The following is a 22,984-nucleotide window of genomic DNA, read 5'->3' on the forward strand; positions in this document are numbered from 1 at the left end:
TTTGTCCTCAACGAAGCCGCCGAGCGCCTGACGGCGCCCGACCGGCCCCTGCCCTATGTGCGGCAACTGCATGGGCGGCATCAGGTGGAGTATCTGGATTAGACGATTTGCGCCGGCCTTGAACTGGGCACGGTCATACCGGACAATGAGTAGATGTTGCTTCCGCTCTTGATGATGATTGCTTTGCAGCCGAGTCCGGTCGACGACCTGGCGTCGGAGGGCGAACGTCTTGGCAGATACTCAACCCTGTTCGCCGTCTGCGCGCCCTATTACACTGTGGATCTCACCGTGGGACAAAGCTTGGCGGACGATTTCGAGCGGCGCTCCGCCGACGCAGGCTGGACCGCCGATCAGAGAATGAGCGCCTATGACCGGGGCCGTGAGATCGAGCGCGCCGAGATCGGAATTGTCATGGACGCTGAGAGTGTGACGCCTCGACAGGCCCGTCGTCACTTGCGCCAGATGCTGCCCCGACTGCAAAGCCGCTGTCAGGATCTGGCGAGGGAAGTTCCCGGCGCTATTTCCGACGTGGATGCTGGCGATCAACGATTGGATACCGCGGTTCGTGACATCCGCTGACCGGGTCGGGCTGAACGGAGTCAATCATGCTGCTCACCGCCCTCATGGCCGGCGTCATCCTTCAGGACGCCCAGACCCCTCACCCCGCCACCCCTCAACAGTTCGCCGGGCGACGGTCCAGCTATGTGCAGGGAACCCTGAACGTCGCGGCGGGCGAACGGGCCACCCTCCGCCGCAATGCCGACGGGACCTATGATCTCGTGCAGGTCGACCGGATCGAGGTCCAGGACGTCCTGCCTCCGCCGTCCGGATCACGCGAGCATCCCAACGGAGCGGCTCCTGGCACGGTGAGGTTCGGCCTGCACGCCCGACAGGATGTGGGTTCGCTGCTGAAGGTCGAGAACAACCAGGACGAAGGCCTGAGGTACACCGGCTTCATCGTGCGCTATGTGGGCGGCCAGGCGCGCGGTCCTGACGAGACATCCGTCTGCACGGCGCCGCCGGGCATGGTGAATTTCGAGCGCTGGCCCGAGCCCGTTATCCAGGTCGTTATCGGCGGTCTACAACGGTCGGACGATACCGTCCCGACCTGCCCGTCTCATGTCGAGGACTGATGGGCCGCCTCACCCGATCAATGCCCGCGCCGCTGCTCTCGCCGCGTCCGTAATCTCCGCCCCCGCCAGCATGCGCGCGATCTCCTCCTGCCGCGCCTGATCGGTCAGCGTATCCACCGAGGTGCGCGTCTCGCCCGCCTCCTCCGCCTTGCGGACCTTCCAGTGGGCGTGGCCCTTGGCGGCCACCTGGGGGCTGTGGGTCACGACCAGGACCTGGGCCCCGTCGGCCAGACGCTTGAGGCGCAGGCCCACGGCCTCGGCCACGGCGCCGCCGACGCCCTGATCCACCTCGTCGAAGATCATCACCGGCTGGACCCCGCCGCCGCGCTCGGCCAGGGCCGCCTTCATGGCCAGGGCGAAGCGCGCCAGCTCACCCCCTGATGCAATGGCGTCCAGCGGGCCGAAGGCGGTCCCGGCGTTGGTGGCCACCTCGAACCGCACGACCTCGGCGCCCTCGCGTCCACGCCGATCTTCGGGCAGGGGCTCCAGCGTCACCCGGAACCGCGCCCGCTCCAGCTTCAGGGGCTCCAGCTCGCCCTGAACCGCCTCGGCCAGCCGATCGCCCGCCGCCCGCCGCGCCGCCGTCAGCACCGCCGCCGCCTCATCATAGGCCGCCCGCGCCGCCGCCGACTCCGCCTCAGCCGCTTTCAGAGCCTCGGCGCCATCCTCGATCAGACGGAGTTGTTCGCGGAACCGGATCCGCTGCGCCGGCAGGGCGTCCACGGTGACATTCAGCTTGCGGGCCGCCGCGCGCAGGGCGAACAAGCGCTCCTCGGCCTTGTCCAGCTTGCCGGGCTCGAACTCGAAGGCGTCCGCCGCCGCGTCCACCGCCGCCACGGCCTCGACCGCCTCCACCAGCGCCCGGTCGATGGCCTCGCCCGCCGCCGCCAGCCGGGTGATGACGGGATGATCCTCGCCGGCGCCCGACTGCAGCGCGCGGGTGCGGGCGTGCTCCACGGCCCGGAAGGCCTGGGCCAACTTCTGCGACAGCGTATCCCCGCCCAGCGAGTCCCGCGCCGAGGCCAGATCGGCCAGCGCCTTCTCCGCCGCGCCCAGAATGGCCCGCTCGCCGGCCAGATCGGCTTCCTCGCCCTCGCGCGGGTCCAGCCGGTCCAGTTCGGCCAGGGATTCGCTCAGCTCCTCGAAGCGGGCGCGCGCCGTCTCGGCCTCGGCCCGCAGGGTCGCCAGCGCCGTCTCGGCCGCTTTCAATCGTTCATGGGCCGACGCCACCGCGCCGCGCTCGGTCACCAGACCGCCATAGACGTCCAGCATGCCCCGGTGGGTTTTCGGATCCAGCAGGCCGACGGTCTCGTGCTGGCCATGCACCTCCACCAGCAGGGCGCCGATCTCACGCAGGGCGGTGACGCCCGCCGGCTGATCGTTGATCCACGCCCGGCTGCGGCCGTCCGCCGTCAGGGCGCGGCGCAGGATCAGGTCCTCTCCGGGCGCTACCTCGAAGCCGCGCTCGGTCAGCATCTCCAGAAAAGATGGATCGTTCGGCGCGCTGAACACCGCCGTGGCCACGGCCTGTTTCGCACCGCTGCGGACCAGCCCGGCGTCGCCGCGTCCGCCCAGCGCCAACCCCAGCGCGTCCAGAATGATGGATTTGCCCGCCCCGGTCTCGCCGGTCAGCACGGTCAGGCCGTCCCGGATCTCCAGATCCAGGGCCTCGACCAGCACCACGTCGCGAATCGACAGGCTTGAGAGCATGACACTCCGTCCGGCGCCCTCAGGCGGCCATCAGTGGAACGGGACGCGAACGTCCCCTCCCCCGACTAGCAGATTCGCGGAGCCGCGACCGCGATCAACCGGGAATGAGACGACGCAGCCAGCCCTCGCGCTCGCCCTCGGGCTCCACGTTCGGGCGCCGGCCGTCATTGGTCAGCAGCACATAGGCGTCCTGATACCAGCGGCTGCCGGGATAGTTATGGCCCAGCACCGCGCCGTTGCGGGTGGCTTCCTCGTCCAGGCCCAGGGTCAGATACAGTTCGACCAACCGGTACAGCGCCTCCGGCGTGTGGGAGGTGCGCTGGAATTCCGGATTGTCGATGACGGTCCGATAGCGGTTGATGGCGGCGAGCGGCTGCTGCTGGCGCTGGTACCAGCGGCCGATGGTCATTTCCTTGCCCGCCAGCTGGTCGTTGACCATGTCGATCTTGACCAAGGCGTCGGCGGCGTAAGGCGTGTCCGGATAGCGGCGCGCCACGTCACGCAAGGCGAGCAACGCCTGGCCGGTGGCGGCCTGGTCCCGGCCCACATCCACGATCTGCTCGAAATAGCACACGCCCTTCATGTAGAAGGCGTAGGAGGCTGAGGGGCTGCCCGGATAAAGCTGGATGAAGCGGTCTGCGGCGGCGATGGCGTCCTGATAACGGCCCTGCCGGTAGAAGGCGTACATCTGCATCAGGATCGCGCGGCGCGACCACTCCGAATAGGGATGCTGGCGCTCCACTTCCTGGAAATAGGCCACGGCGTCCAGCCACCGCTCACGCTCCAGCCGCTGGTATCCCGCGTTGTAGAGCAGGTCGACGGGCCGCTCCTCATAGGCGAGCTGTGGGCGGTCGTTGCGCCCGGCGCAGGCGGACAGGGCCGTGGTCGCGGCCAGCACGACGGCCAGGGCGCCGATACGGGTCGACAAACCGGAACGCGATTTCCTGAGAAGCAAAGTCCGACCTCACATGGCTGCGCCCGCCCCCGGCGGCCGCTTAAAAGACAGTCCGGCGCTTCTACACCAGCGATTTGTTCACGCCAATGCGGCGCGGCGTGGGTTGCTACACGCGCGCCGACTGCTAGAAGGCGCGACGAGTAATCGTGCCGATGACGGCGAAAGGATGACAGCCCATGAAGCTGCTGGCGGGAAACTCCAACCGCACGCTCGCCCAGGCCATCGCCGATCACCTGGATGGTCCCCTCACCCGAGCCCAGGTCAAGCGTTTCGCCGACAACGAGGTTTTCGCCGTCATCGACGAGAACGTGCGTGGCGAGGACGTCTTCATCATCCAGTCGACCAGCTATCCGGCCAACGACAATCTGATGGAGCTGTTGATCATGACCGACGCCCTGGTGCGGGCCTCGGCGCGGCGCATCACGGCGGTCATGCCCTATTTCGGCTACGCCCGGCAGGACCGGAAGACCGGGGGGCGCACCCCCATCTCGGCCAAGCTGGTGGCCAATCTGATCACCCGGGCGGGGGCGAATCGCGTTCTGACCATGGATCTGCACGCCGGTCAGATTCAGGGCTTCTTCGACATTCCCACGGACAACCTCCTCGCCACCCCGGTGCTGGCCCAGGACATCCGCAAGAATTACGACAAGACTTCCGACCTGATGATCGTTTCGCCCGACGTGGGCGGGGTGGTGCGCGCGCGTTCCCTGGCCAAGCGGCTGGATGCGGACCTCGCCATCGTCGACAAGCGCCGGCCCAAGGCGGGCGAAAGCGAGGTCATGAACATCATCGGCGACGTCGAGGGCCGCCGCTGCATCCTGTTCGACGACATCGTCGATTCGGGCGGCACCCTGGTCAATGCGGCCGAGGCGCTGATCGAGAAGGGCGCCGCGGAGGTGTCGGCCTACATCAGCCACGGCGTTCTGTCCGGCCCGGCGGTCAACCGCGTGGAATCCTCGGTCCTGAAAGAGCTGGTCATCACCAATTCCATCGAACAGCCGCTGGAAGTGAACAACTGCAGCCAGATCCGCCAGGTCAACATCGCTCCCCTGATCGGCGAGGCCATCCGGCGAATCGCCAACGAGGAGTCCGTCTCCAAACTGTTCGATTAACGATCGAAAAACCAAATCAGGGGCGGTATAAGGACTTCAGTGTCGGACGCCGGATTTGGGGGGCGTCTCGCGTCCAGTCTTAAGGATCGCTTGATGCATCAGGCTCTTGTTCGTCGCGGCCTCGGCATGGCCGCAGCCTTGTCTGCCCTTGTTCTGGTCAGTTGCGAGACGCCAGAGCCCGAGCCGCCGGCGCCGCCCCCGCCGCCTCCGCCGCCGCCTGCGCTGGCGTTGAACAGCGGAATTTCCGAGGCTGCTGCGATCTATGTGGCCTTCATGCGCGAGGCCCGGACCATCGACCCGGCCATCACCGACGCCGCCACGATCGAACTGATCATGACCCGCGGCGCGTCCTATGAATCCAATCAGTTGTCGCGCGGCATGATCGCCTATGGCGCCATCCTGGCCCTGCAGTCGACCGCCTTCGTCGAAGGGGTCCGCACCTACGCCGCCGATCCGGAGCAGCGCCGCCAGGTGATTGAACGAATCCAGATCGATCCGGCCTACGCCGCTCAACTTCCCGGCGCCGCGGATGCGGCGGGCCTGATCGTTTCGACGCTCCGGTCCGATTCGGAGGCGCTGGCCGCCATCGCCCATGTGGTTGCCGAGGACGCCTACACCATTCAGGAGCGCAACGACCCTCGCCGCCGCTGGGCGCAGCAGGCCGTCCCGGACCGGGATTCGCGGCTGGAGACCGTCCGTCGCCTGTCCGAGGCCCAGATGATGCCGAACGCCGAGGACGCCGCGCGCCTGTACGCCGCCGCCCATGACGGCGCCGGCCTGGGCGTCACCGCTGACGACCTGCAGCCGCCCTACACCCCCGCCGTGGCCAATTCGCTGGCCATCGCCGCCCTGGCCGCCCTCGGCGCAGGCGGTGATGACTGGCGTCCCAACACCGACGCCCTGACGTTGGAGCGCAACAGCCAGTTCTGCCTCAGCATGTCCAAGCTGAACCTGTATCAGTGCATCGCCGCCGCGCGTCCCCACTACGAGCACATGTTCTGCGCCGGTCGTCACGTCATGGGCGATCTCGCCGTATGCACCGCCGAAGCGGTCACGCCCGAACCGCTGGTTCTCCCCACTGCCCTGGCGCAATCCACGCCCGTGGCGGCTGATGCGGCGGCCACATCCACCGAGGCGATCGAGAACGGAGCCGCCTCGCCCAACTGATCGTCGGGCGACGGGCCCGTCGCCTTTCCGCGCGGCCATGGTTGCGCTTCGGAAACGAAGCGTGTAATGACCCGCGCTCTTGAATTCGAGGGTTTCGACCCCCGCCGCGCGGGCCGTTTTGCGCGGCGGTTTTGTTATTGAGGCGAGCCTGATGGCTGAGATCATTCTGAACGTGGACGTCCGCAAGGATGTGGGAACCGGCGGCGCCCGTGCTGCACGTCGTGAGGGCTTCGTGCCCGGCGTGCTGTATGGCGGGGGCGAAAATCCCGTGGCCATCTCGGTGAACGAGAAGGACTTCCGCAAGTCCCTCTACACCGGCAAGCTGCTGGGCCACCTGGTGACCCTGAAGTACGGCGAGGAGACCCAGCCGGTCATCGCCAAGGACATCCAGTTCGATCCGGTGTCGGACCGTCCGATGCACTTCGACCTGATGCGCGTTGACGCCAAGGGCGACGTGAAGATTTCGATCCCGGTTCACTTCAAGAACCAGGACGCATGCGCCGCCTTCCGTCAGGGCGGTTCGCTGGAGATCGTCCGTCACGAGGTGGAGATCGTCGTGCGCGCCGACCGTATTCCCGAGGAACTGGTCGTCGATCTGACCGGCCGCCAGCTGGGCGACGCCATCCGCATGTCGGACATCACCCTGCCCGACGGCGCCCACGCCACCATCACCGACCGCGACTTCATGATCGCCTCGATCAAGGTGTCGTCCGCCGCCCAGTCGGAAGCCGCCGACGAAGCCGCTGACGCCGCCGCCGAGGAAGAAGCCGCCGCGCCGGAAGCCGAAGCCGAGACGGAAGAGACGTCGGAAGGCTGATCCCGCCTTCCGGGCTGGAAGCTTGAGACGGCCCCTTCCGGCGACGGAGGGGGCCGTTTCCTTATCCGCACGGGAGCATGATCTGGAGCCTGATTCACGACAGCAGCGGAATCGCCCGACGATTCCACCTCAGCCGATCAGGCTCTAGAGTGACGCCATGCTTATTCTCGCCGGCCTGGGCAATCCGGGCGACAAGTACCGCAACAACCGCCACAACATCGGCTTCATGGCCGCCGACGCCATCGCGCGCCGCTGGCGGTTCGGGCCGGAGCGGGCCAAGTTCCGATCCGTGATCTCCGAAGGCGTGATCGAGACGCCGAAGGGCGAGGTCCGCGCCCTGCTGATGAAGCCCCAGACCTACATGAACGAAAGCGGCCGCGCCGTGGGCGAGGCGGCGCGCTTCTACAAGGTCCCGCCGGCCGACGTGATCGTCTTCCATGACGAGATCGACCTGGCCCCCGGCCGGTTCCGCATGAAAACCGGCGGCGGGGCGGCGGGCCAGAACGGGGTGCGCTCGCTGATCAGCCATCTGGGCCCGGACTTCCGGCGCGCGCGGCTGGGCATTGGACATCCGGGCGAGAAGCATCTGGTCATGCCCCACGTGCTGGGGGACTTCCACAAGGCCGAGCAGCCTTGGGTCGAGGCCCTGCTGAACGCCGTCGCTGACGCCCTGCCCTTCGCCGCCATGGGCGACGACGAGCGCTATCAGGGCGAGGTCCTGCGCCTGGCCCCGGCGCCCAAGTTCAGCCCCAGGCAGGCGGCGCGCGAGGATTAGCGCTTGTTCAGCGCCACCATGAAGACCTCGGACGAATCCTTGCGGCTGGCCTCGGGCTTGATGAATTTCACCGTCTCGAACTCGGCCCGCAGCCGGTTCTTGAGGGCGCCCAGATCCGCACCCTGGAAGGCCTTGGTCACGAAAGAGCCGCCGGGCTGCAGATAGGTGATGGCGAAATCGGCCGCCGCTTCTATCAGCAGGACGATCTTCATGTGATCGGTCTTCCTGTGCCCCACAGTGTTGTGGGCCATGTCCGACAGCACAAGGTCCGGCGGACCGCCCAGAAGTTCGATCAGGCGTTCGCCCACGCCGGGGTCGGTGAAGTCGGCCTCGATGAGCTCCGCGCCGGTGATGGGTTCGATGGGCAGCAGATCCACACCGGCCACCGCCGCCGCACCGCGCTTCAGGGCCACCTGAACCCAGCCGCCGGGCGCCGCGCCCAGGTCGATCACCCGTGACCCGTCCCTGATCACATGCAGACGATCGTCGATCTCGGTGAGCTTGAAGGCCGCGCGGCTGCGCCAGCCTTCGGCCCGGGCCTTCTCCGAGAACTTGTCCGCCAGTTGCCGCTTGATCCATTCTTGGCTGGACAGGGACTTCTTGTCCGCCGTGCGGATTTTCTGGCCCATGCCGCGCCCGGCTGCGGTCCCGCCTGTGGGCAGGCGCACCATGCGGCGGCGTTCGGGCGGTTTTTCATCCTGGCTCATGAACGCTCCATAGCCCTCACGCGCTTCAACCGCTATGACCCCCGCGAGTTTAGACACGGAGAGCCCGAATGGCCGATACCCTGACCTTCACCCTCGACACCGGCGCCGGCACAGGCGACGTGGTCATCAAGCTGCGATCCGACCTGGCCCCGGGCCATGTGGAGCGCATCACCGACCTGGCCGCCGAGGGCTTCTATGACGGCGTGGTGTTCCACCGCGTGATCGCCGGCTTCATGGCCCAGGGCGGCGATCCCACGGGCACGGGCACCTCCGGCTCGTCAAAGCCCAACCTGAAGGCCGAGTTCAGCAAGGAGCCGCACGTGCGCGGCGTCTGCTCCATGGCCCGCACGGCGAACCCGGACAGCGCCAACAGCCAGTTCTTCATCTGCCTCGACGACGCCACCTTCCTGGACGGCCAGTACACCGTCTGGGGCGAGGTCACCGAGGGCATGGACCACGTGGACGCCCTGCCCAAGGGCGAGCCGCCCCGCAGTCCCGGAAAGATCGTCAAGGCGACGGTGGCCTAGGCCCGTCATCCGCTACCGGAGAGGCGGCCCCGCCGCCTCTCCATGACGATGATCTCTCAGCGGAACTTCCTCAGCCCCCGCGGTCCCTGCCGGCCGGCCGCGGCGCGCTTGCCCAGCCAGTCGCGCCAGTCGGGCCAGTTGCGGCGGCGGTCGCCCCCGTCGCGCCATTCGGGGCCTTCCTCGGCGTTGAATACGGTGATGTCGGCCAGACCGCCCTGCTTGTAGGTCTGCAGCTTCACACCCTTGCCGCGCGCCATCTCCGGCAGCTCGTCCAGCGGGAAGACCAGCGCCTTGATGTTGTCGCCGATGACCGCCACGTGGTCGCCGGTCACGCGCAGGCAGGCCGCCATGTCGCCGTTCAGCACCTGCTTGCCGCCCCGCTTCTGGGCCAGGGCGTCATCCTCGGGCGTGAGGAAGCCGTAGCCGGCCTTTGACGCCACCAGCAGCTTCGCGCCCGACTGGTACGCCAGCACGTTGATGATGGCCGCGCTCTCGTCCAGATCTATCATCAGGCGGAGCGGCTCGCCGTGGCCGCGCCCGGACGGCAGCTTGTCGGCGCCGAGGGTGAAGATGCGCCCGTCAGACGCCGCCACCAGCAGCTTGTCGGTGGTGAAGGCGGGCACGAGGAAGGCCAGATCGTCGCCTTCCTTGAACTTCAGCTCCGACGGATCGTCCACCTTGCCCCGGGCGGCGCGGATCCAGCCACGCTCGGACAGGATGACGGTGATGGCCTCGCGCGGGATGAAGGCGTCGATGGAGACGTCGCTGACGTCCGGGGCGTCGCCCATGGTGGTGCGGCGCGGCGAGATCAGGGCCTTGCGCACGTCCTGCAGGCCCAGCGCCAGCAGCCTGGTCTGTTTGGCCGGCGAGGCGATCATGGCCTTGAGGCCCGCCAACTCCTCGGTGAGTTCGTCGAACTCCTTCTGGATGGTCATTTCCTCGAGCCGCGCAAGCTGACGCAGGCGGGTATCGAGGATGAAGTCTGCCTGCAGCTCGCTCAAGGCGAAGCGCTGGATCAGTTGGGCCTTGGGCTGGTCCTCCTCGCGGACGATGCGGATGACCTCGTCCAGATTGAGGAAGACAAGCTTGAGGCCCTCCAGCAGATGCAGCCGCTTTTCAATGCGTTCCTGCCGCCATTGGCCACGACGGATCAGCACCTCGCGGCGGTGGTCCAGGAAGGCGACCAGACACGCCTTGAGCCCCAGAACGCCCGGGGTGCCCGTGGCGTCCAGCACGTTCATGTTGATGGGGAAGCGCACCTCGAGATCGGAGAGCTTGAACAGGCTCTCCATCAGCACCTCGGGCTCCACCGTGCGGGACTTGGGCTCCAGAATCAGGCGGATGTCCTCGGCGGACTCGTCGCGCACGTCGGCCAGAAGGGGCGCCTTCTTGTTCTCGATCAGGTCGGCCAGGGCCTCGATCAGCTTGGACTTCTGCACCTGATACGGCATCTCGGTGACGACCACGCGCCACATGCCCCGGCCCAGATCCTCGGTCTCCCAGCGGGCTCGCAGGCGCACCCCGCCCCGCCCGGTCTGGTACGCGTCGAGGATCGAGGCGGCGGACTCCACCGCCACGCCGCCGGTGGGGAAGTCGGGGCCCGGAACGATGGCCACCAGCGCCTCGGTGGTCGTCTCCGGGGCCTCCAGCAGCTTGAGGCAGGCGTCGATCAGCTCAGCGGCGTTGTGGGGCGGGATCGAGGTGGCCATGCCCACGGCGATGCCCGACGAGCCGTTGGCCAGCAGGTTCGGGAACCCGGCCGGCAGGACGATGGGCTCCTCGTCCTGATCGTCATAGGTGGGGCGGAAATCGACCGCGTTCTCGCCGATGCCCTCCAGCAGCAGCTGGGCCGCCGCCGTCAGCTTGCACTCGGTGTAGCGCATGGCCGCGGCGCTATCGCCGTCGATGTTGCCGAAATTGCCCTGCCCGTCCACCAGCGGATAGCGCTGGGCGAAGTCCTGGGCCAGGCGGACCAGCGCCTCATAGATAGAGGCGTCGCCGTGGGGGTGATAGCCGCCCATCACCTCGCCCACCACCTTGGCGCACTTCCGCGCCGCGGCCTGGGGGTTCAGGCGCATCTGGTGCATGGCGTACAGGATACGCCGGTGCACCGGCTTGAACCCGTCGCGCACGTCCGGCAGCGCCCGGTTGGTGATGGTCGACAGGGCATAGGCCAGGTAGCGGCGGCTGAGCGCCTCGCCCAGGGGCTCGTCGACGATGCGGCCGCCCTCGGGCGGCGGAGTGTGAACAGTCATGGGCCGTCGAATCAGGGATGTGAAGCGTGAAGTCTAGCCCGGATGCCGGGTTATCCCCCACGGATCCCTAGACGTCGAAGTCCAGTCCGAACTGCGCATACAGCGCCCGGGAGTCCTGCCACTTCGGATCGACCTTGACCGTGATGAACAGGTGGACCGGACGATCCATCAGTTCGGTCAGCTCCTCCCGCGCCTTCTGGCCGATCCATTTCAGGGTCTGGCCGCCCTTGCCCAGAATGATGGGACGCTGGCTGTCGCGCTCCACATAGACGGTCTGTTCGATGCGGGCCGAACCGTCCGGCTTCTCCTCGAAGGCGGTGGTCTCCACGGCGGCCGAATAGGGCAGTTCCTCGTGCACGCGCAGGTACAGCTTCTCGCGGGTGATCTCGGCGGCCAGCACGCGCAGGGGCACGTCGGCGCTCTGGTCCTCGGGATACAGCCACACGCCCTCGGGCATCAGGGCCGCCAGCCGGGCCTTGAGATCGTCCACGCCCGAGCCGTCGGCGGCCGAGATCATGAACACCTCGGAATAGACGCCCAGGTCGTACAGCTCCTTCGACACGCCCAGCATGGCGTCGCGGCGCACGCCGTCGATCTTGTTCAAGGCCAGGATGGCGGTGGCGCCGGTGGCCTTGAGGTTCTCGGCGATGGCGCGCGTGTCCTCGATCTGGCGGTGATCGGCGGCGGAGCCTTCGCGAGCGGCCACGGCGATCTCCGCGGCCACGTCCACCAGATGCACCACCGCGTCCGCGTCCTGCGCCCCGCCCCAGGCCGAGGCGACCATGGCCCGGTCCAGACGGCGACGCGGCTTGAAGATGCCCGGGGTGTCCACCAGCACGATCTGGCTCGCGCCGTCGATGGCGATGCCGCGCACCGGGAAGCGCGTGGTCTGGACCTTCTGGGTGACGATGGAGACCTTCGATCCCGTCAGGCGATTCACCAGCGTGGACTTGCCGGCGTTGGGCGCGCCAATGATGGCGGCGAAGCCCGCGCGGGGGGTGGGGGTGGTCTCGGTCAAATGACGCCTTCTCGTTTCAACAGGGCGACAGCGGCCGCCTTCTCCGCCTCCTGACGTGAACGCCCCTGGGCGGTCAAGGGTTCGATGCCCTCGATCGACACTTCGACGGTAAACGTCGGCGCATGGTCCGAGCCGGTGCGTCCCACCACGGCATACGACGGCAGGGGCCGACCCTGCGCCTGCGACCATTCCTGAAGCGCGGATTTCGGGTTGGCCAGTCGGGGCGCGGACGGCGCGGCGAGTTCGTCGGCCCAGGCCCGCTCGAATACCGCCCGGGCGGCGTCCATGCCCCCGTCCAGCCATACGGCGGCCAGCACCGCCTCCATGGCGTCGGCGACGATGCCGTCCTTGCGCCGCCCGCCGGTCTTTGTCTCGCCGGGCGAGAGCCGCAGCGCCTCGCCCAGGTTCAGCCGGTGGCCCACCCGGGCGCAGGCGGCCTTGTCCACCAGACTGTGCAGACGCGACGACAGCTGCCCCTCGTCGGCCTCGGGAAAATCGCGGCACAGGCGGTCGGCCACCAGCAGGCCCAGCACCCGGTCGCCCAGGAACTCCATCCGCTGGTTGTCCGGAACCGGCTTGCCGTGGGGCATGCCCCCCTCCCCGACGCTGGCGTGGGTCAGGGCCCGGTCCAGCAGGGCCCTGTCGGAAAAGTCGTGGCCGAGGCGACGCTGAAGCTCTGCGACCGCCTCGGTTCGGGCGTTCATGGGATCAGTTCAGACCTTTGAAGAATCGGCTGGGCCGCAGGTTGGCGAACCAGCTGACCGGGTTCCACAGCGAGGCGCCGGGCTCCCACGAGAACAGCACGATCTGGGCCTTGCCGACCAGGTTCTCCTCCGGCACCAGGCCCACGTCGGCGCGGCTGTCGATGGAGTTGTCGCGGTTGTCGCCCATCATGAAGTAGTAGCCCGCAGGCACCTCGAACACCTGGGTGTCGTCCAGATCGAAGCCCCGTCCGAAGTCCTGGATGCGGAAGGTGCGGCCCTCGGGCAGGGTCTCGTCAATCTGGGCCGCGTCCATGGGCCCGAACGGACCGTCGATGCGCAGGGAGCCGGCCGGGACGTTCTCCACCGCCTGGCCATTGATGTGCAGCAGGCCGCCGATCATCTGGACGCGGTCGCCGGGCAGGCCGATGACGCGCTTGATGTAGTCGGTGCGGTTGTCCTGGGGCAGCTTGAACACCACCACGTCGCCCCGGTCCGGCTGGGAGCCGAAGATGCGGCCCTCGAACAGCGGCGGGCTCCATGGCATGGCATGGCGGCTGTAGCCGTAGTTCCACTTGGACACGACGATGTAGTCGCCCTCATAGAGGTTCGGCTCCATGGACGCCGAGGGAATGGTGAAGGGCTGGAACAGCAGCACCCGCAGGACCAGGGCTATGGCCAGGGCGTAGACGATGGTCTTGATGATCTCGACCGTCTCGTTCTGGGGCGGCTTCACCTTCACCGGCCGGCCCTGCGAGCGGGCGGGACGATCCACGGGCTCGTCATCGAAGGGCGCGTCGCCCTTGTCGCTCCAGATGGGGCGCGGCGGGGTCTGGCTGGTCCCGGCGACGGCGGAGACCGTCGTGGCCCCGGCGGCCGCCGCGGCCATCATGGCCTGATCGGGCGTCTCCGGCTCGGCGGGATTGGCAGGGGGAACCGACTCTTGCGCCTCGGCGGGCGTCTCCTCCACGGGTTCGGCGAAACCCTCGTCCTGCGCGTCATCAAGAGGCGGCTGCGTCTCGGCCAATTCGGGCGCGGAGGCGGTCACCCCCTCGTCGGTGGGCGGCTGATCGGCCGCCGGGGCGCCGGCCGCGATGGCGTCATCTTCGTCCCGGTCCGGCTTTTCGTTGTCTGTCATCGGTTTTCACGCCCATCCCCGCCGCTTGACGCGGTCGTTCAGGCGCCTTCGGTAATGGTTGACGGGGTTGCGGGCAAGGCTTCGATCACCACGAACGCCAGGGCGTAAGGGTGCTCATCAGACAGCGTCAGGTGAATTCGCGGTTCGTGACCGGGCGGGGTCAGGCGCGCCAGATGCGCCGCCGCGTGACCGGTCAGGGCCAGCGTCGGCTGGCCCGAGGGCAGGTTCACCACCCCCATGTCGCGCCAGTAGACGTCGCGCCGCATGCCGGTGCCCAGGGCCTTGGCGCAGGCCTCCTTGGCCGAGAACCGCTTGGCGTAACTCCAGGACGCATCGGGCTTGCGATCCGAACGGGTCCGTTCGATGTCGGTGAAACAGCGCTGCTTGAAGCGGTCCCCGAACCGCTCCAGCGACGCCTCGATGCGCCGGATATCGGTCATGTCCGCCCCGATGCCGATGATCACAGGCCCCGCGCCTCGTCCATCAGCCCGCGCATCCGCGAGATGGCGGCCTCCAGACCCACGAAGATGGCCTCCCCGACCAGGAAATGCCCGATGTTCAACTCCGCAACCTCGGGAATGCCAGCGATCGCCTCGACGGTGTCGTAGTCGATGCCGTGGCCCGCATGGACCTCCAGCCCCAGCGCTGTCGCCCGCGCCGCCCCGGACCGAAGAGCGGCCAGCTCGGCCTCGGCCTCGTCCTGACGCCCCTCGCGGAAGGCGTCGCAATAGGCCCCGGTGTGCAGTTCAACCACCGCCGCGCCCGTCCGGTGGGCGGCGTCGATCTGTTCAGGGTCAGGCCCGATGAACAGGGACACCCGCGAGCCGGCGTCATTCAGCTGCGCCACGAAGGGCGTGATCCAGTTGTGGCCGCCCACCACGTCCAGCCCGCCCTCGGTGGTGCGCTCCTCGCGCTTTTCGGGCACCAGACAGACGGCGCGCGGGCGATGGTGCAGGGCGATGGCCAGCATCTCCTGGGTCACCGCCATCTCCAGATTGAGCGGCCGCGCCTGTTCGCGCAGCAGGTCGGTCAGGCTGTCGATGTCGCCGTCGGAGATGTGGCGGCGGTCCTCGCGCAGATGGGCGGTGATGCCGTCGGCGCCCGCCGCCAGCGCCTCACGCGCCGCGCGCACGGGATCGGGATGAACGCCGCCCCGCGCGTTCCGCACAGTAGCCACATGGTCGATGTTGACGCCCAGCCTGACCCGCTCGGCCATCGCTCGTTCTCCTCGCCCGAAACGGGCCATGTCTCTTCAGTCCGGCGCGAGCGCGGACTCTTTCAGGCTTTCGCCAGGCGACGGCTGCCCGGATCCTCCACCGGCAAGGCGGCCAGTTCGGGCGGCAGGGCGTCGGCGGGATAGGCGGGCACGTCCAGGGTGGCCAGGGCGATCAGGGGCACGCCCACGTCGGCGCGTCCGCCGGACCGGTCCACGATGCAGGCGGCGGCCACCACCTCGCCCCCCGCCTTCTGGATGGCGGCGATGCATTCGCGCGATGACAGGCCGGTGGTGACGATGTCCTCGACCATCACGACCTTTTCTCCCGGCTCCACCGAGAAGCCCCGGCGCAGGCGGAACTCCCCGCCCTCGCGCTCCACATACATGGACGGCACGCCCAGATGCCGCGCGGTCTCGTAGCCGGGGATGATGCCGCCCACGGCGGGGGAGATCGCCACGTCCACGGGCCCCACGGCGGCGGTCACCTTCTCGGCCAGCGCCTTGCACAGGCGCTCGCAGCGGTCGGCGTTCATGAACACCAGGTTCTTCTGCAGGAAGAGCGGGCTGTGCAGGCCAGAAGACAGCACGAAATGGCCTTCGCGCAGGGCGCCGGCGGCTCGGAATTCTTCAAGGACGTCGTCGGAGGTCATGCTTGCGGACCTAAGCCGCCCGCGCGGTTTCGGCAAGCGGTCAGCGGTAAACCTGACTTCGGTGCGAGATTTCGACAACAAGGATCGTCATGCGGGCGTCCTCGATCAAAGCCAGAATACGATAGTCGCCGACGCGGTAGCACCAGAGGCCCGAAAGCGGCCCTTGCAGGGCCTTTCCCCGCGCCCGCGGATCGCCGCTCGCCACGCAATTATCCAGAAAGTCGAGGATTCTTCGTTGATTGACGGATGACAGTCGAGACAGCGATTTCTCGATGCCCCGGTCGAACTCAATCGACCAGTCCAAGCCTGGCTCTCATTTCGTCCATGGTGATCGTCGTGGCTCGTCCGGCCCTGATCTCTTCGAGCCTTTTCAGGGCGACGCCCCCGGCCTGCCGCTCCCAGAGATAGTCTTCGATCGCCTCGCGCAGATAAGCGTCCAGCGACTCTCGGGAGTCGGCCGGCAGCTTTGCGATCAGCTCTGCCAGTTCGTCGGGGATCGACACATTGATCATGGTTCACTCTACCACAGGCCGCAGAACCGGCCAATCAGCCGCGCGCCCGCTCCACGGTGTCGACGCTGGGGTTGGCCCGCAGGGCGGCGATGATCTGGGTGGCGTGGCGGGCGTCGGCCACCTCCACATCGATCTCCATGTCGAAGAAGTCCTGCTGACGGTGTGTCATGTTCAGGTTCAGGATGTTGCCGCCCGCCTCGCCGATGACGGTGGCCACCTGGCCCAGCACGCCCGGCGCATTGCGCATGGTGGCCACCAGACGGGTGGAGGCCACCGCGTCCTGCTCCGCCTGGGGCGTCCATTGCAGGTCGGCCCAGACGGAGTCGTCGTCTGCGAAATCCGCCAGGGTGTTGCAGTCGATGGTGTGGACGGTCAGGCCCTTGTCCGGCTCGATGATGCCGACGATGCGGTCGCCCGGCACCGGCGAGCAGCAGGCGCCGAAATGGATGCTGACGCCGGGACGCAAACCCCCGCCACGTACATAGAGGCGCGCGTCAGAACCGCTTTCGATGCGCTTCTTCTCAACCGGCTCGGGGCCGGAGGCCTTCAACTTGGGAAACAGGACGCCCACGACCTTGCCGGCCTGGACCTGGCCCCGGCCGATCTGTTCGAACAGATCCTCCTCGAGCTCGATGGCCAGGGTCTCCAGCGCCGGCTTCAGCGAGACGTCCTTCGCCACCTTGTCTACGCGGGCCAGGGCCTGATCCAGGGCGGCGCGGCCCAGCTTCTGGAACTCCTCCCGCTCCGACAGGCGGATATGGCGGCGAATGGCTGAACGCGCGCGCCCGGTGACCGTCAGCGAGCGCCAGTCCGAGGGAATGTCGGGCTTGGCGCCGCGGATAATCTCCACCACGTCGCCGTTCTGCATCGGCGTGCGCATCGGCTTGAGCTCGCCGTTGATCTTCACGCCCACGGCGCTGTCGCCCACCTCGGTATGGACGGCGTAGGCGAAGTCCAGCGCCATGGCCCCGCGCGGCAGGGTGATCAGCGACCCCTTGGGCGTGAAGACGAAGACCTGGTCCAGGTACATCTCCAGCTTGGCGTGCTCGACCCAGTCCTCGCCGCCTTCGCCGTGCTCGATCACCTGCACCAGATGGCGCAGGGTCAACAGGGGATCGCGGCCGCCCCCTTCCTCCATGGCCTCGCGGTCGAAGCCATAGGACTTGTTCTTGTAACGCCAGTGGGCCGCCACGCCCTCTTCGGCCACGCGGTCCATGGTCTCGGTGCGGATCTGCATCTCGATGCGCAGGCCCGACGGACCGACCACGGTGGTGTGCAGGCTGCGGTAGTTGTTCGACTTGGGCGTGGAGATCAGGTCCTTGAACCGCTCCGGCACCATGGGCCATGCCCGGTGGATGACGCCCAGCGCCCGGTAGCAGTCGTCCTCACTCTCCACAAGCACCCGAAAGCCATAGATGTCGGACAGGGCCGAAAAGCCCAGCGCCTTCCTCTGCAGCTTGCGCCAGATGGAATAGGGCGTCTTTTCGCGGCCGAACACGCGGGCCTTGATGCCCGCCTCCTCCAGCACCGTCTGAACCTCGCGGGCCACCCCCTGGACGGCGCGGCCATGTTCAAGACGCAGCGCCTCCAGCCGCCGCTCGATGGCGGTGCGGGCCGTCGGGTTCAGGTGCTCGAAGGCCAGTTCTTCAAGTTCGGTGGCGATGCGGTGAATGCCGATGGAGCGGCCCAGAGGCGCATAGACCTCCAGCGTCTCGCGGCTGATGCGTTCGCGCTTCTCGGGCTTCACGAACTCCAGGGTGCGCATGTTGTGCAGGCGGTCGGCCAGCTTCACCAGCAACACCCGCACGTCCTTGGAGATGGCGAGGATGAATTTACGCAGGTTCTCGGCCTGGCGGGTGTGCTCGGCCTGAAGTTCCAGCCGCGACAGCTTGGTGACGCCCTCCACCAGACCCGCCACCTCCTCGCCGAACATGGCGGCGATGTCGTCGCGGGTGGCCGAGGTGTCCTCCACCACGTCGTGCAGCAAGGCGGTGACGATGGTGGCCGTATCCAGGCGATAGTCGGTGAGGATTCCCGCCACCTGGATCGGATGGGCGAAATAGGGGTCGCCCGAGGCCCGCAACTGCGAGCCGTGCATCTTCATGGCGTAGACATAGGCCCGATTCAGCAGGCCCTCGTCTGCGGTGGGGTCGTAGGCCTTGACCGCATCGACCAGCTCAAACTGGCGCATGACGCGCGAACGGGCCGGGGCGGGTTTCGCCTCGGCCCGTTCAGAGCTTGCAGTCTCGGGACCCGGCGTGGACGCCTGGGACAGCGCCGGGGAAATGGTGACTCCGTCGGCTGGCGCGGGCGTCAGTATCGATCCTCCTGGCCGCCGTCGCGGTCGCTCTGCAGGGCGCGGATCAGCTCCTGCTCGGCCATGTTCATGTGCTGGGGCTCGGCCAGCAGGGCCACGGTCTCGGCCTCGTCCTCGGCTTCGGTGCGCTCATCCACGCGCTGCAGCGTGGTGATGAGATTCTCCTGCAGATCGTCCGGAACCACGGTGTCGTCGGCCAGCTCGCGCAGCGCCACGACAGGGTTCTTGTCGTTGTCGCGGTCGATAGTCAGGGCGGCGCCGTTCGAGATGCCGCGCGCGCGGTGACCGGCCAGCAGGACCAGTCCGAAGCGGTTCGGAACCTTCTCGATGCAGTCTTCGACGGTGACGCGGGCCATGAATATCCTCGGAGGGGCTTGGGGAGAACCGGGGAAAATAGAGGGTTCAGCATGATTGTGCAACGCCAAACAAGCGATGCCGGATGTCACTTCTGACGCTAGCGTACGACCAGATACCCATGCAGCCGCACAGGAATTAACAGCCGATCATCAGGGGATGGCCCTTCCTCATGGAAATCCACCCGAATATTTCGAATACCCCGCACCGCGTAGCGTCGCAGATCGGGATTTGGCGGGTCCTGCTCAGCGGTATCGCAGTCCACCAGCCTTCCCCGGTCATCGATCCGGCAATCCAACGTGATTATGAAAACGCCCGTCAGGCTTCCGGGCAATGAAACGGCTGACAAACGGCTCGTCGATGTGAAGCGGACGCTCCGATCCGCAACGTCCCATGTTTGATGCCCCGTCGGCGCGGTCGAGCCGGGTTCCTGAAAAAGTACGAGCAACGAGGCCAGTCCCAGGATTGAACCGATCACGTCACTGCTCCCATGGGTTTGGCGTCCGTTCCGACTTTGCAGCTTTCAGCCAGCGCCTTCGCCGTCTTCGCCGCCGTTGGATGCAGCCACTCCGGCGCGATCTCCGCCAGCGGACCCATGACGAAAAGGCGCTCGGCCGCCCGGGGGTGCGGCAGGATCAGGCCGTCCAGATCGCCGCTGAGACGGCCGTAGGCGATCATATCCAGGTCCAGACTGCGCGGTGCGTTGATCCGGCCACGCTCCCGTCCGAACGCTTCCTCCAACCGCCCCAGCGCCGCCATCAGGGCGTGGGGGTCATGGGCGGTGGAGATGACGGCCACGCCGTTGACGAAGGGCGGGTCCGACGGATCGGGCCAGGCGGCGGAGCGCCACCACGACGACAGCGCCAGAACATCAATGCCTTCCGCCCGGAAACGGGCGATCGCGGCCTCCAGAAGATCGACGCATGAGGGCCAGACCCCCTTGTCATTGGAGCCCAGTGCGATCACCACTGCTTCCTCGCCGCCGACAGGCATGTCCGGGTCGTCGGCGGTCTCGATATTTTGCGGATTTTCAGTCATGCATTTCTATCCGACGGATCGCATCGCGCTGTTCATCGACGGCGCCAATCTGTATTCGGCCGCCAGGTCGCTCAACGCGGACATGGACTTCAAAAAGCTGATCGATTTCTTCCGGTCAAACGGCGTTCTGGTTCGCGCCTACTATTACACGGCCATCGTTGAGGGCGAAGAGTATTCACCAATCCGTCCTCTTGTGGACTGGCTGGACTACAACGGCTTCACCATGGTGACCAAGCCGGTCAAGCGCTACACCGACGCCTCCGGCCACACCCGCACCAAGGGCAACATGGACGTGGAGATCGCCGTGGACATGCTCTCCATGGCGCCGAACATCGATCATGCGGTGCTGTTCTCGGGCGACGGCGATTTCCGGCGCCTTGTGGAGGCTGTGCAGGACAAGGGCGTGCGGGTCAGCGTTGTCTCCACCCTCAAGAGCCAGCCGCCCCAGGCCGCTGACGAACTGCGCCGCGCGGCGGACCAGTTCGTGGATCTGTCCGACCTGATGGACGTGTTCGGACGGCCGAGCCGCGAGGCATGAAGGCTCTGATCCCCGAACCGCCCGTCAAATGCCCGCTGTGCCCCCGTCTGGTCGAATACCGGGCCGAGAACGAGGCGCAGAACCCGGACTGGTTCAACGGCGCGGCCCCCTCCTTCGGCGATCCCCAGGCGCGGCTGCTGGTAGTGGGCCTGGCGCCCGGCCGCACGGGCGCGAACCGCACCGGTCGGCCGTTCACCGGCGATCACGCGGGGTGGCTGCTGTACGAAACCCTGCTCAAGACCGGCTTCGCACGGGGGCGTTACGACGCCCGGCGCGACGACGGCCTGGAGTTGCTGGACTGCATGATCACCAACGCCGTCCGCTGCGCCCCGCCGGGCAACAAGCCTCTGCCGATCGAGGAAAAGACCTGCCGCCCGTTCCTGATCGACCGGCTGGCCGCCCTGCCCCGCCTGAAGGTGATCGTCACCCTCGGCGACGTGTCGCGTCGCAATGTACTGAAGACCCTGGGCCTGCCCGCCTCGGCGGCGCCCGCGGGCCATGGCGTGGAGGCCGACGTCGGGCCCTATCGCCTGATCAACAGCTATCACTGCTCCCGCCTCAACACGAACACCGGCCGCCTGACCCCGGCCATGTTCGAGGATGTGTTCAAAAGGGCACGTCAGGCGCTCACCGTCACGAACTGACAGCAGCGCCGGGAACGCGAATCAGGCCTTCTCCGTTGATGTTCCGCTGAGGGAGCAACGGATATGACTGGCAATCAGAGAACTTTCACCCGCAGGGAAAAGCGCGTCGCCCTGACCGCTCTTGTCGTCGCCATTGCCGTGGTCGCGGCCATCACCCTGCTGAATCCCAGGCCCTATCTGGGAACCTATGAGACCGGCCGTGGCTTCGACGCCCCGGCGGGGGTGATGGACGCCCGGCCCATCGGCGCCGCCTGACCGGCGGGTCAGCCCTTGTCGCGCATCAGCCGGGCCTTGTCCCGCTGCCAGTCGCGCTCGGCCACCGCCTCGCGCTTGTCGTGGATTTTCTTGCCCTTGGCCAGGGCGATCTCCAGCTTGGCCTTGCCCTTTTCGTTGAGATACAGCCGCACCGGAATGATGGTGCGGCCCTCGCGCTGGACGGCGCCGATCAGCTTGTCGATCTGCTTTCTGTGCAGCAGCAGCTTCCGGTGACGGCGCGGCTCGTGGTTGAAGCGGTTGGCCTGCTTGTAGGGCGGAATGTCGGCGTTGATCAGCACGATCTCGCGCCCCTCAACCGCCGCATAGGACTCCGCGATGTTGGCCCGGCCGTCGCGCAGCGCCTTGATCTCGGTGCCCAGCAAGGCGATGCCCGCCTCCATGTGGTCCTCGAGGAAATAGTCGAAGCGGGCGCGCCGGTTCTCGGCGATGGTCTTGGTGGGGCTCTCCGCCATCAGATCAGCCCCGCCGTGCGCATGGCCTCGTCAATGGCGGGCTTCACCGCGTCGTTGCAGGACACCAGCGGCAGACGCAGCTCCTCGCCGCACAGGCCCAGCCGCGCCAGGGCGTATTTGGACGGCGCCGGGGACGCATCCAGGAACAGGGCCCGGTGCAGGGCGATCAGCCGGTCCTGCCACAGGCGCGCGCTCTCCAGATCGCCGCTCATCACCGCGTCATGCAGGGCCACCATCCCCTCGGGCGCCACGTTTGCGGTGACGGAGATCACCCCGTGACCGCCGTGCGCCATGTAGCCCAGCCAGCTGGGGTCATCCCCCGATATCAGGGCGAATCCGTCCATGGCCGGCGCCGCGCGCATGCGGCTGATCCGGCCCATGTCGCCCGTGGCGTCCTTGATGCCGACGATGTTGGGATGCGCCGCCAGCCGTTCCACCGTCTCGTTGGCCAGGTCCACGCCGGTGCGTCCCGGCACATTGTAGAGCAGGACGGGCAGTTGCACCGCTTCGGCGACAGCGTGGAAGTGCTGGAACAGCCCCTCCTGGCTCGGCCGGTTGTAATAGGGCGTGACGACCAGCGCGCCGTCGGCGCCGACCGCCTTGGCGTGACGGGCCAGATCGATGGCCTTGTCGGTGGCCGAGGCGCCGGCCCCGGCGATGACGCGCGCCCGCCCGGCGGCGACGTTCACGCACAGTTCAACCACCCTTTGGTGTTCTTCGGGATGCAGGCTCGCGCTTTCACCCGTGGTGCCCATGGGGACCAGCCCATGCACGCCGGCGGCGATCTGGCGCTCCACCAGGGCGGTGAAGGCGGCTTCGTCCACCTTTCCGTCACGAAGAGGTGTGATCAGGGCGGTGATGACGCCCTTGAACAGGGGAGCAGTCATGTCGGATAGCAGTCCAGGCGTGAGAATGGAGGCGGCGAGCGCCTTGATGGACAACGGGAATAGGTCGCCACGGCGGCCGCCGCAA

General features: G+C 67.4%; 28 protein-coding genes. 10 read left to right on the top strand and 18 right to left on the bottom strand.

Annotated features, from left to right (window positions below; translation table 11 throughout):
- The first annotated feature begins 153 nt into the window (after window positions 1-153).
- Both C0461_RS05530 and C0461_RS05535 read left to right on the top strand, forming a co-directional pair.
- The gene (locus C0461_RS05530) at window positions 154-579 is read left to right on the top strand and encodes a hypothetical protein (protein ID WP_292104679.1); all 426 of its coding nucleotides are present in this window, start codon (window positions 154-156) and stop codon (window positions 577-579) included.
- A 26-nt stretch (window positions 580-605) separates the two neighbouring features.
- The gene (locus C0461_RS05535; RefSeq protein ID WP_292104682.1) at window positions 606-1,133 is read left to right on the top strand and encodes a hypothetical protein; all 528 of its coding nucleotides are present in this window, start codon (window positions 606-608) and stop codon (window positions 1,131-1,133) included.
- Window positions 1,134-1,142: 9 nt separating this feature from the next.
- Here the strand turns inward: C0461_RS05535 and recN are convergent, their stop codons facing one another.
- Window positions 1,143-2,843 (bottom strand): DNA repair protein RecN, encoded by a 1,701-nt coding sequence (gene recN / locus C0461_RS05540; RefSeq protein WP_292104684.1) that lies wholly within the window; start codon window positions 2,841-2,843, stop codon window positions 1,143-1,145.
- Window positions 2,844-2,937: 94 nt separating this feature from the next.
- Window positions 2,938-3,771 carry an outer membrane protein assembly factor BamD gene (locus tag C0461_RS05545; RefSeq protein ID WP_292104686.1) on the bottom strand — a complete coding sequence of 278 codons (834 nt, stop codon included), beginning with the start codon at window positions 3,769-3,771 and terminating at the stop codon, window positions 2,938-2,940.
- Window positions 3,772-3,974: 203 nt separating this feature from the next.
- Here C0461_RS05545 and C0461_RS05550 point away from each other — a divergent pair, with 203 nt between their 5' ends.
- The 4 genes from C0461_RS05550 (at window position 3,975) to pth (ending at window position 7,669) form a co-directional block, all read left to right on the top strand.
- Window positions 3,975-4,910: a ribose-phosphate pyrophosphokinase gene (locus C0461_RS05550; protein WP_292104688.1), complete on the top strand. Its 936-nt coding sequence runs from the start codon at window positions 3,975-3,977 to the stop codon at window positions 4,908-4,910.
- A gap of 93 nt (window positions 4,911-5,003) precedes the next feature.
- Complete coding sequence (locus C0461_RS05555) at window positions 5,004-6,077, top strand: hypothetical protein (protein ID WP_292104691.1); 1,074 nt, start codon at window positions 5,004-5,006, stop codon at window positions 6,075-6,077.
- 151 nt (window positions 6,078-6,228) lie between these two features.
- Window positions 6,229-6,894 carry a 50S ribosomal protein L25/general stress protein Ctc gene (locus C0461_RS05560; RefSeq protein ID WP_292104693.1) on the top strand — a complete coding sequence of 222 codons (666 nt, stop codon included), beginning with the start codon at window positions 6,229-6,231 and terminating at the stop codon, window positions 6,892-6,894.
- A gap of 157 nt (window positions 6,895-7,051) precedes the next feature.
- Window positions 7,052-7,669 (top strand): aminoacyl-tRNA hydrolase, encoded by a 618-nt coding sequence (gene pth / locus C0461_RS05565; protein ID WP_292104695.1) that lies wholly within the window; start codon window positions 7,052-7,054, stop codon window positions 7,667-7,669.
- On the opposite strand, the gene C0461_RS05570 is transcribed toward pth, so the two are convergent.
- Window positions 7,666-8,376, bottom strand: a complete 711-nt coding sequence (locus tag C0461_RS05570; RefSeq protein WP_292104697.1) for an RlmE family RNA methyltransferase — start codon at window positions 8,374-8,376, stop codon at window positions 7,666-7,668. The two genes, pth and C0461_RS05570, sit on opposite strands and share 4 nt — an antisense overlap.
- 68 nt (window positions 8,377-8,444) lie before the next feature.
- Between C0461_RS05570 and C0461_RS05575 the strand changes: the two genes are divergently transcribed.
- On the top strand, window positions 8,445-8,903 hold the full coding sequence (locus C0461_RS05575; protein ID WP_292104700.1) for a peptidylprolyl isomerase: 459 nt from the start codon (window positions 8,445-8,447) through the stop codon (window positions 8,901-8,903).
- 56 nt (window positions 8,904-8,959) lie between these two features.
- Here C0461_RS05575 and parC read toward each other — a convergent pair whose 3' ends face one another.
- From parC to folK, 13 genes are all read right to left on the bottom strand, one after another.
- The gene (gene parC, locus C0461_RS05580) at window positions 8,960-11,158 is read right to left on the bottom strand and encodes a DNA topoisomerase IV subunit A (RefSeq protein ID WP_292104702.1); all 2,199 of its coding nucleotides are present in this window, start codon (window positions 11,156-11,158) and stop codon (window positions 8,960-8,962) included.
- 67 nt (window positions 11,159-11,225) lie between these two features.
- Window positions 11,226-12,176: a GTPase Era gene (era, locus tag C0461_RS05585; protein ID WP_292104704.1), complete on the bottom strand. Its 951-nt coding sequence runs from the start codon at window positions 12,174-12,176 to the stop codon at window positions 11,226-11,228.
- Window positions 12,173-12,880 (bottom strand): ribonuclease III, encoded by a 708-nt coding sequence (rnc, locus tag C0461_RS05590; protein WP_292104705.1) that lies wholly within the window; start codon window positions 12,878-12,880, stop codon window positions 12,173-12,175. Before rnc ends, era begins: the two co-directional genes overlap by 4 nt.
- A 4-nt stretch (window positions 12,881-12,884) precedes the next feature.
- On the bottom strand, window positions 12,885-13,769 hold the full coding sequence (lepB, locus tag C0461_RS05595) for a signal peptidase I (RefSeq protein ID WP_292104739.1): 885 nt from the start codon (window positions 13,767-13,769) through the stop codon (window positions 12,885-12,887).
- A 284-nt stretch (window positions 13,770-14,053) separates the two neighbouring features.
- On the bottom strand, window positions 14,054-14,479 hold the full coding sequence (gene acpS / locus C0461_RS05600; protein WP_292104707.1) for a holo-ACP synthase: 426 nt from the start codon (window positions 14,477-14,479) through the stop codon (window positions 14,054-14,056).
- Complete coding sequence (locus tag C0461_RS05605; protein WP_292104709.1) at window positions 14,476-15,231, bottom strand: pyridoxine 5'-phosphate synthase; 756 nt, start codon at window positions 15,229-15,231, stop codon at window positions 14,476-14,478. The genes acpS and C0461_RS05605 overlap by 4 nt, the downstream gene beginning before the upstream one ends.
- Window positions 15,232-15,293: 62 nt before the next feature.
- Entirely contained in the window at window positions 15,294-15,881 is a 588-nt protein-coding gene (gene pyrE, locus C0461_RS05610; protein ID WP_292104711.1) for an orotate phosphoribosyltransferase, read from the bottom strand.
- A gap of 40 nt (window positions 15,882-15,921) precedes the next feature.
- Window positions 15,922-16,185, bottom strand: a complete 264-nt coding sequence (locus C0461_RS05615) for a type II toxin-antitoxin system RelE/ParE family toxin (protein ID WP_292104713.1) — start codon at window positions 16,183-16,185, stop codon at window positions 15,922-15,924.
- Window positions 16,169-16,393 carry a ribbon-helix-helix protein, CopG family gene (locus C0461_RS05620; protein ID WP_292104714.1) on the bottom strand — a complete coding sequence of 75 codons (225 nt, stop codon included), beginning with the start codon at window positions 16,391-16,393 and terminating at the stop codon, window positions 16,169-16,171. Before C0461_RS05620 ends, C0461_RS05615 begins: the two co-directional genes overlap by 17 nt.
- Before the next feature lie 34 nt (window positions 16,394-16,427).
- Complete coding sequence (locus tag C0461_RS05625) at window positions 16,428-18,584, bottom strand: bifunctional (p)ppGpp synthetase/guanosine-3',5'-bis(diphosphate) 3'-pyrophosphohydrolase (protein ID WP_292104716.1); 2,157 nt, start codon at window positions 18,582-18,584, stop codon at window positions 16,428-16,430.
- A gap of 122 nt (window positions 18,585-18,706) precedes the next feature.
- Window positions 18,707-19,066, bottom strand: coding sequence for a DNA-directed RNA polymerase subunit omega (gene rpoZ, locus C0461_RS05630; protein ID WP_021698448.1), 360 nt, complete (start codon window positions 19,064-19,066; stop codon window positions 18,707-18,709).
- A 98-nt stretch (window positions 19,067-19,164) separates the two neighbouring features.
- Entirely contained in the window at window positions 19,165-19,542 is a 378-nt protein-coding gene (locus C0461_RS05635; RefSeq protein WP_292104720.1) for a hypothetical protein, read from the bottom strand.
- Window positions 19,539-20,102 (bottom strand): 2-amino-4-hydroxy-6-hydroxymethyldihydropteridine diphosphokinase, encoded by a 564-nt coding sequence (gene folK, locus C0461_RS05640; RefSeq protein ID WP_292104722.1) that lies wholly within the window; start codon window positions 20,100-20,102, stop codon window positions 19,539-19,541. The genes C0461_RS05635 and folK overlap by 4 nt, the downstream gene beginning before the upstream one ends.
- Between folK and C0461_RS05645 the strand changes: the two genes are divergently transcribed.
- From C0461_RS05645 to C0461_RS05655, 3 genes are all read left to right on the top strand, one after another.
- Window positions 20,101-20,640, top strand: a complete 540-nt coding sequence (locus C0461_RS05645) for an NYN domain-containing protein (protein ID WP_292104723.1) — start codon at window positions 20,101-20,103, stop codon at window positions 20,638-20,640. The two genes, folK and C0461_RS05645, sit on opposite strands and share 2 nt — an antisense overlap.
- A complete protein-coding gene (locus C0461_RS05650; RefSeq protein ID WP_292104725.1) occupies window positions 20,637-21,284 on the top strand; it encodes a uracil-DNA glycosylase in 648 nt (215 codons plus the stop codon). Before C0461_RS05645 ends, C0461_RS05650 begins: the two co-directional genes overlap by 4 nt.
- Window positions 21,285-21,347: 63 nt before the next feature.
- The gene (locus C0461_RS05655; protein WP_292104727.1) at window positions 21,348-21,539 is read left to right on the top strand and encodes a hypothetical protein; all 192 of its coding nucleotides are present in this window, start codon (window positions 21,348-21,350) and stop codon (window positions 21,537-21,539) included.
- Window positions 21,540-21,547: 8 nt separating this feature from the next.
- On the opposite strand, the gene smpB is transcribed toward C0461_RS05655, so the two are convergent.
- The gene (gene smpB, locus C0461_RS05660) at window positions 21,548-22,012 is read right to left on the bottom strand and encodes an SsrA-binding protein SmpB (protein ID WP_292104729.1); all 465 of its coding nucleotides are present in this window, start codon (window positions 22,010-22,012) and stop codon (window positions 21,548-21,550) included.
- On the bottom strand, window positions 22,012-22,899 hold the full coding sequence (gene dapA / locus C0461_RS05665; RefSeq protein ID WP_292104731.1) for a 4-hydroxy-tetrahydrodipicolinate synthase: 888 nt from the start codon (window positions 22,897-22,899) through the stop codon (window positions 22,012-22,014). Before dapA ends, smpB begins: the two co-directional genes overlap by 1 nt.
- Between the last annotated feature and the right edge of the window lie 85 nt (window positions 22,900-22,984).

Origin of the sequence: Brevundimonas sp. (assembly GCF_013823285.1) — a bacterium.
Lineage (GTDB): Bacteria > Pseudomonadota > Alphaproteobacteria > Caulobacterales > Caulobacteraceae > Brevundimonas.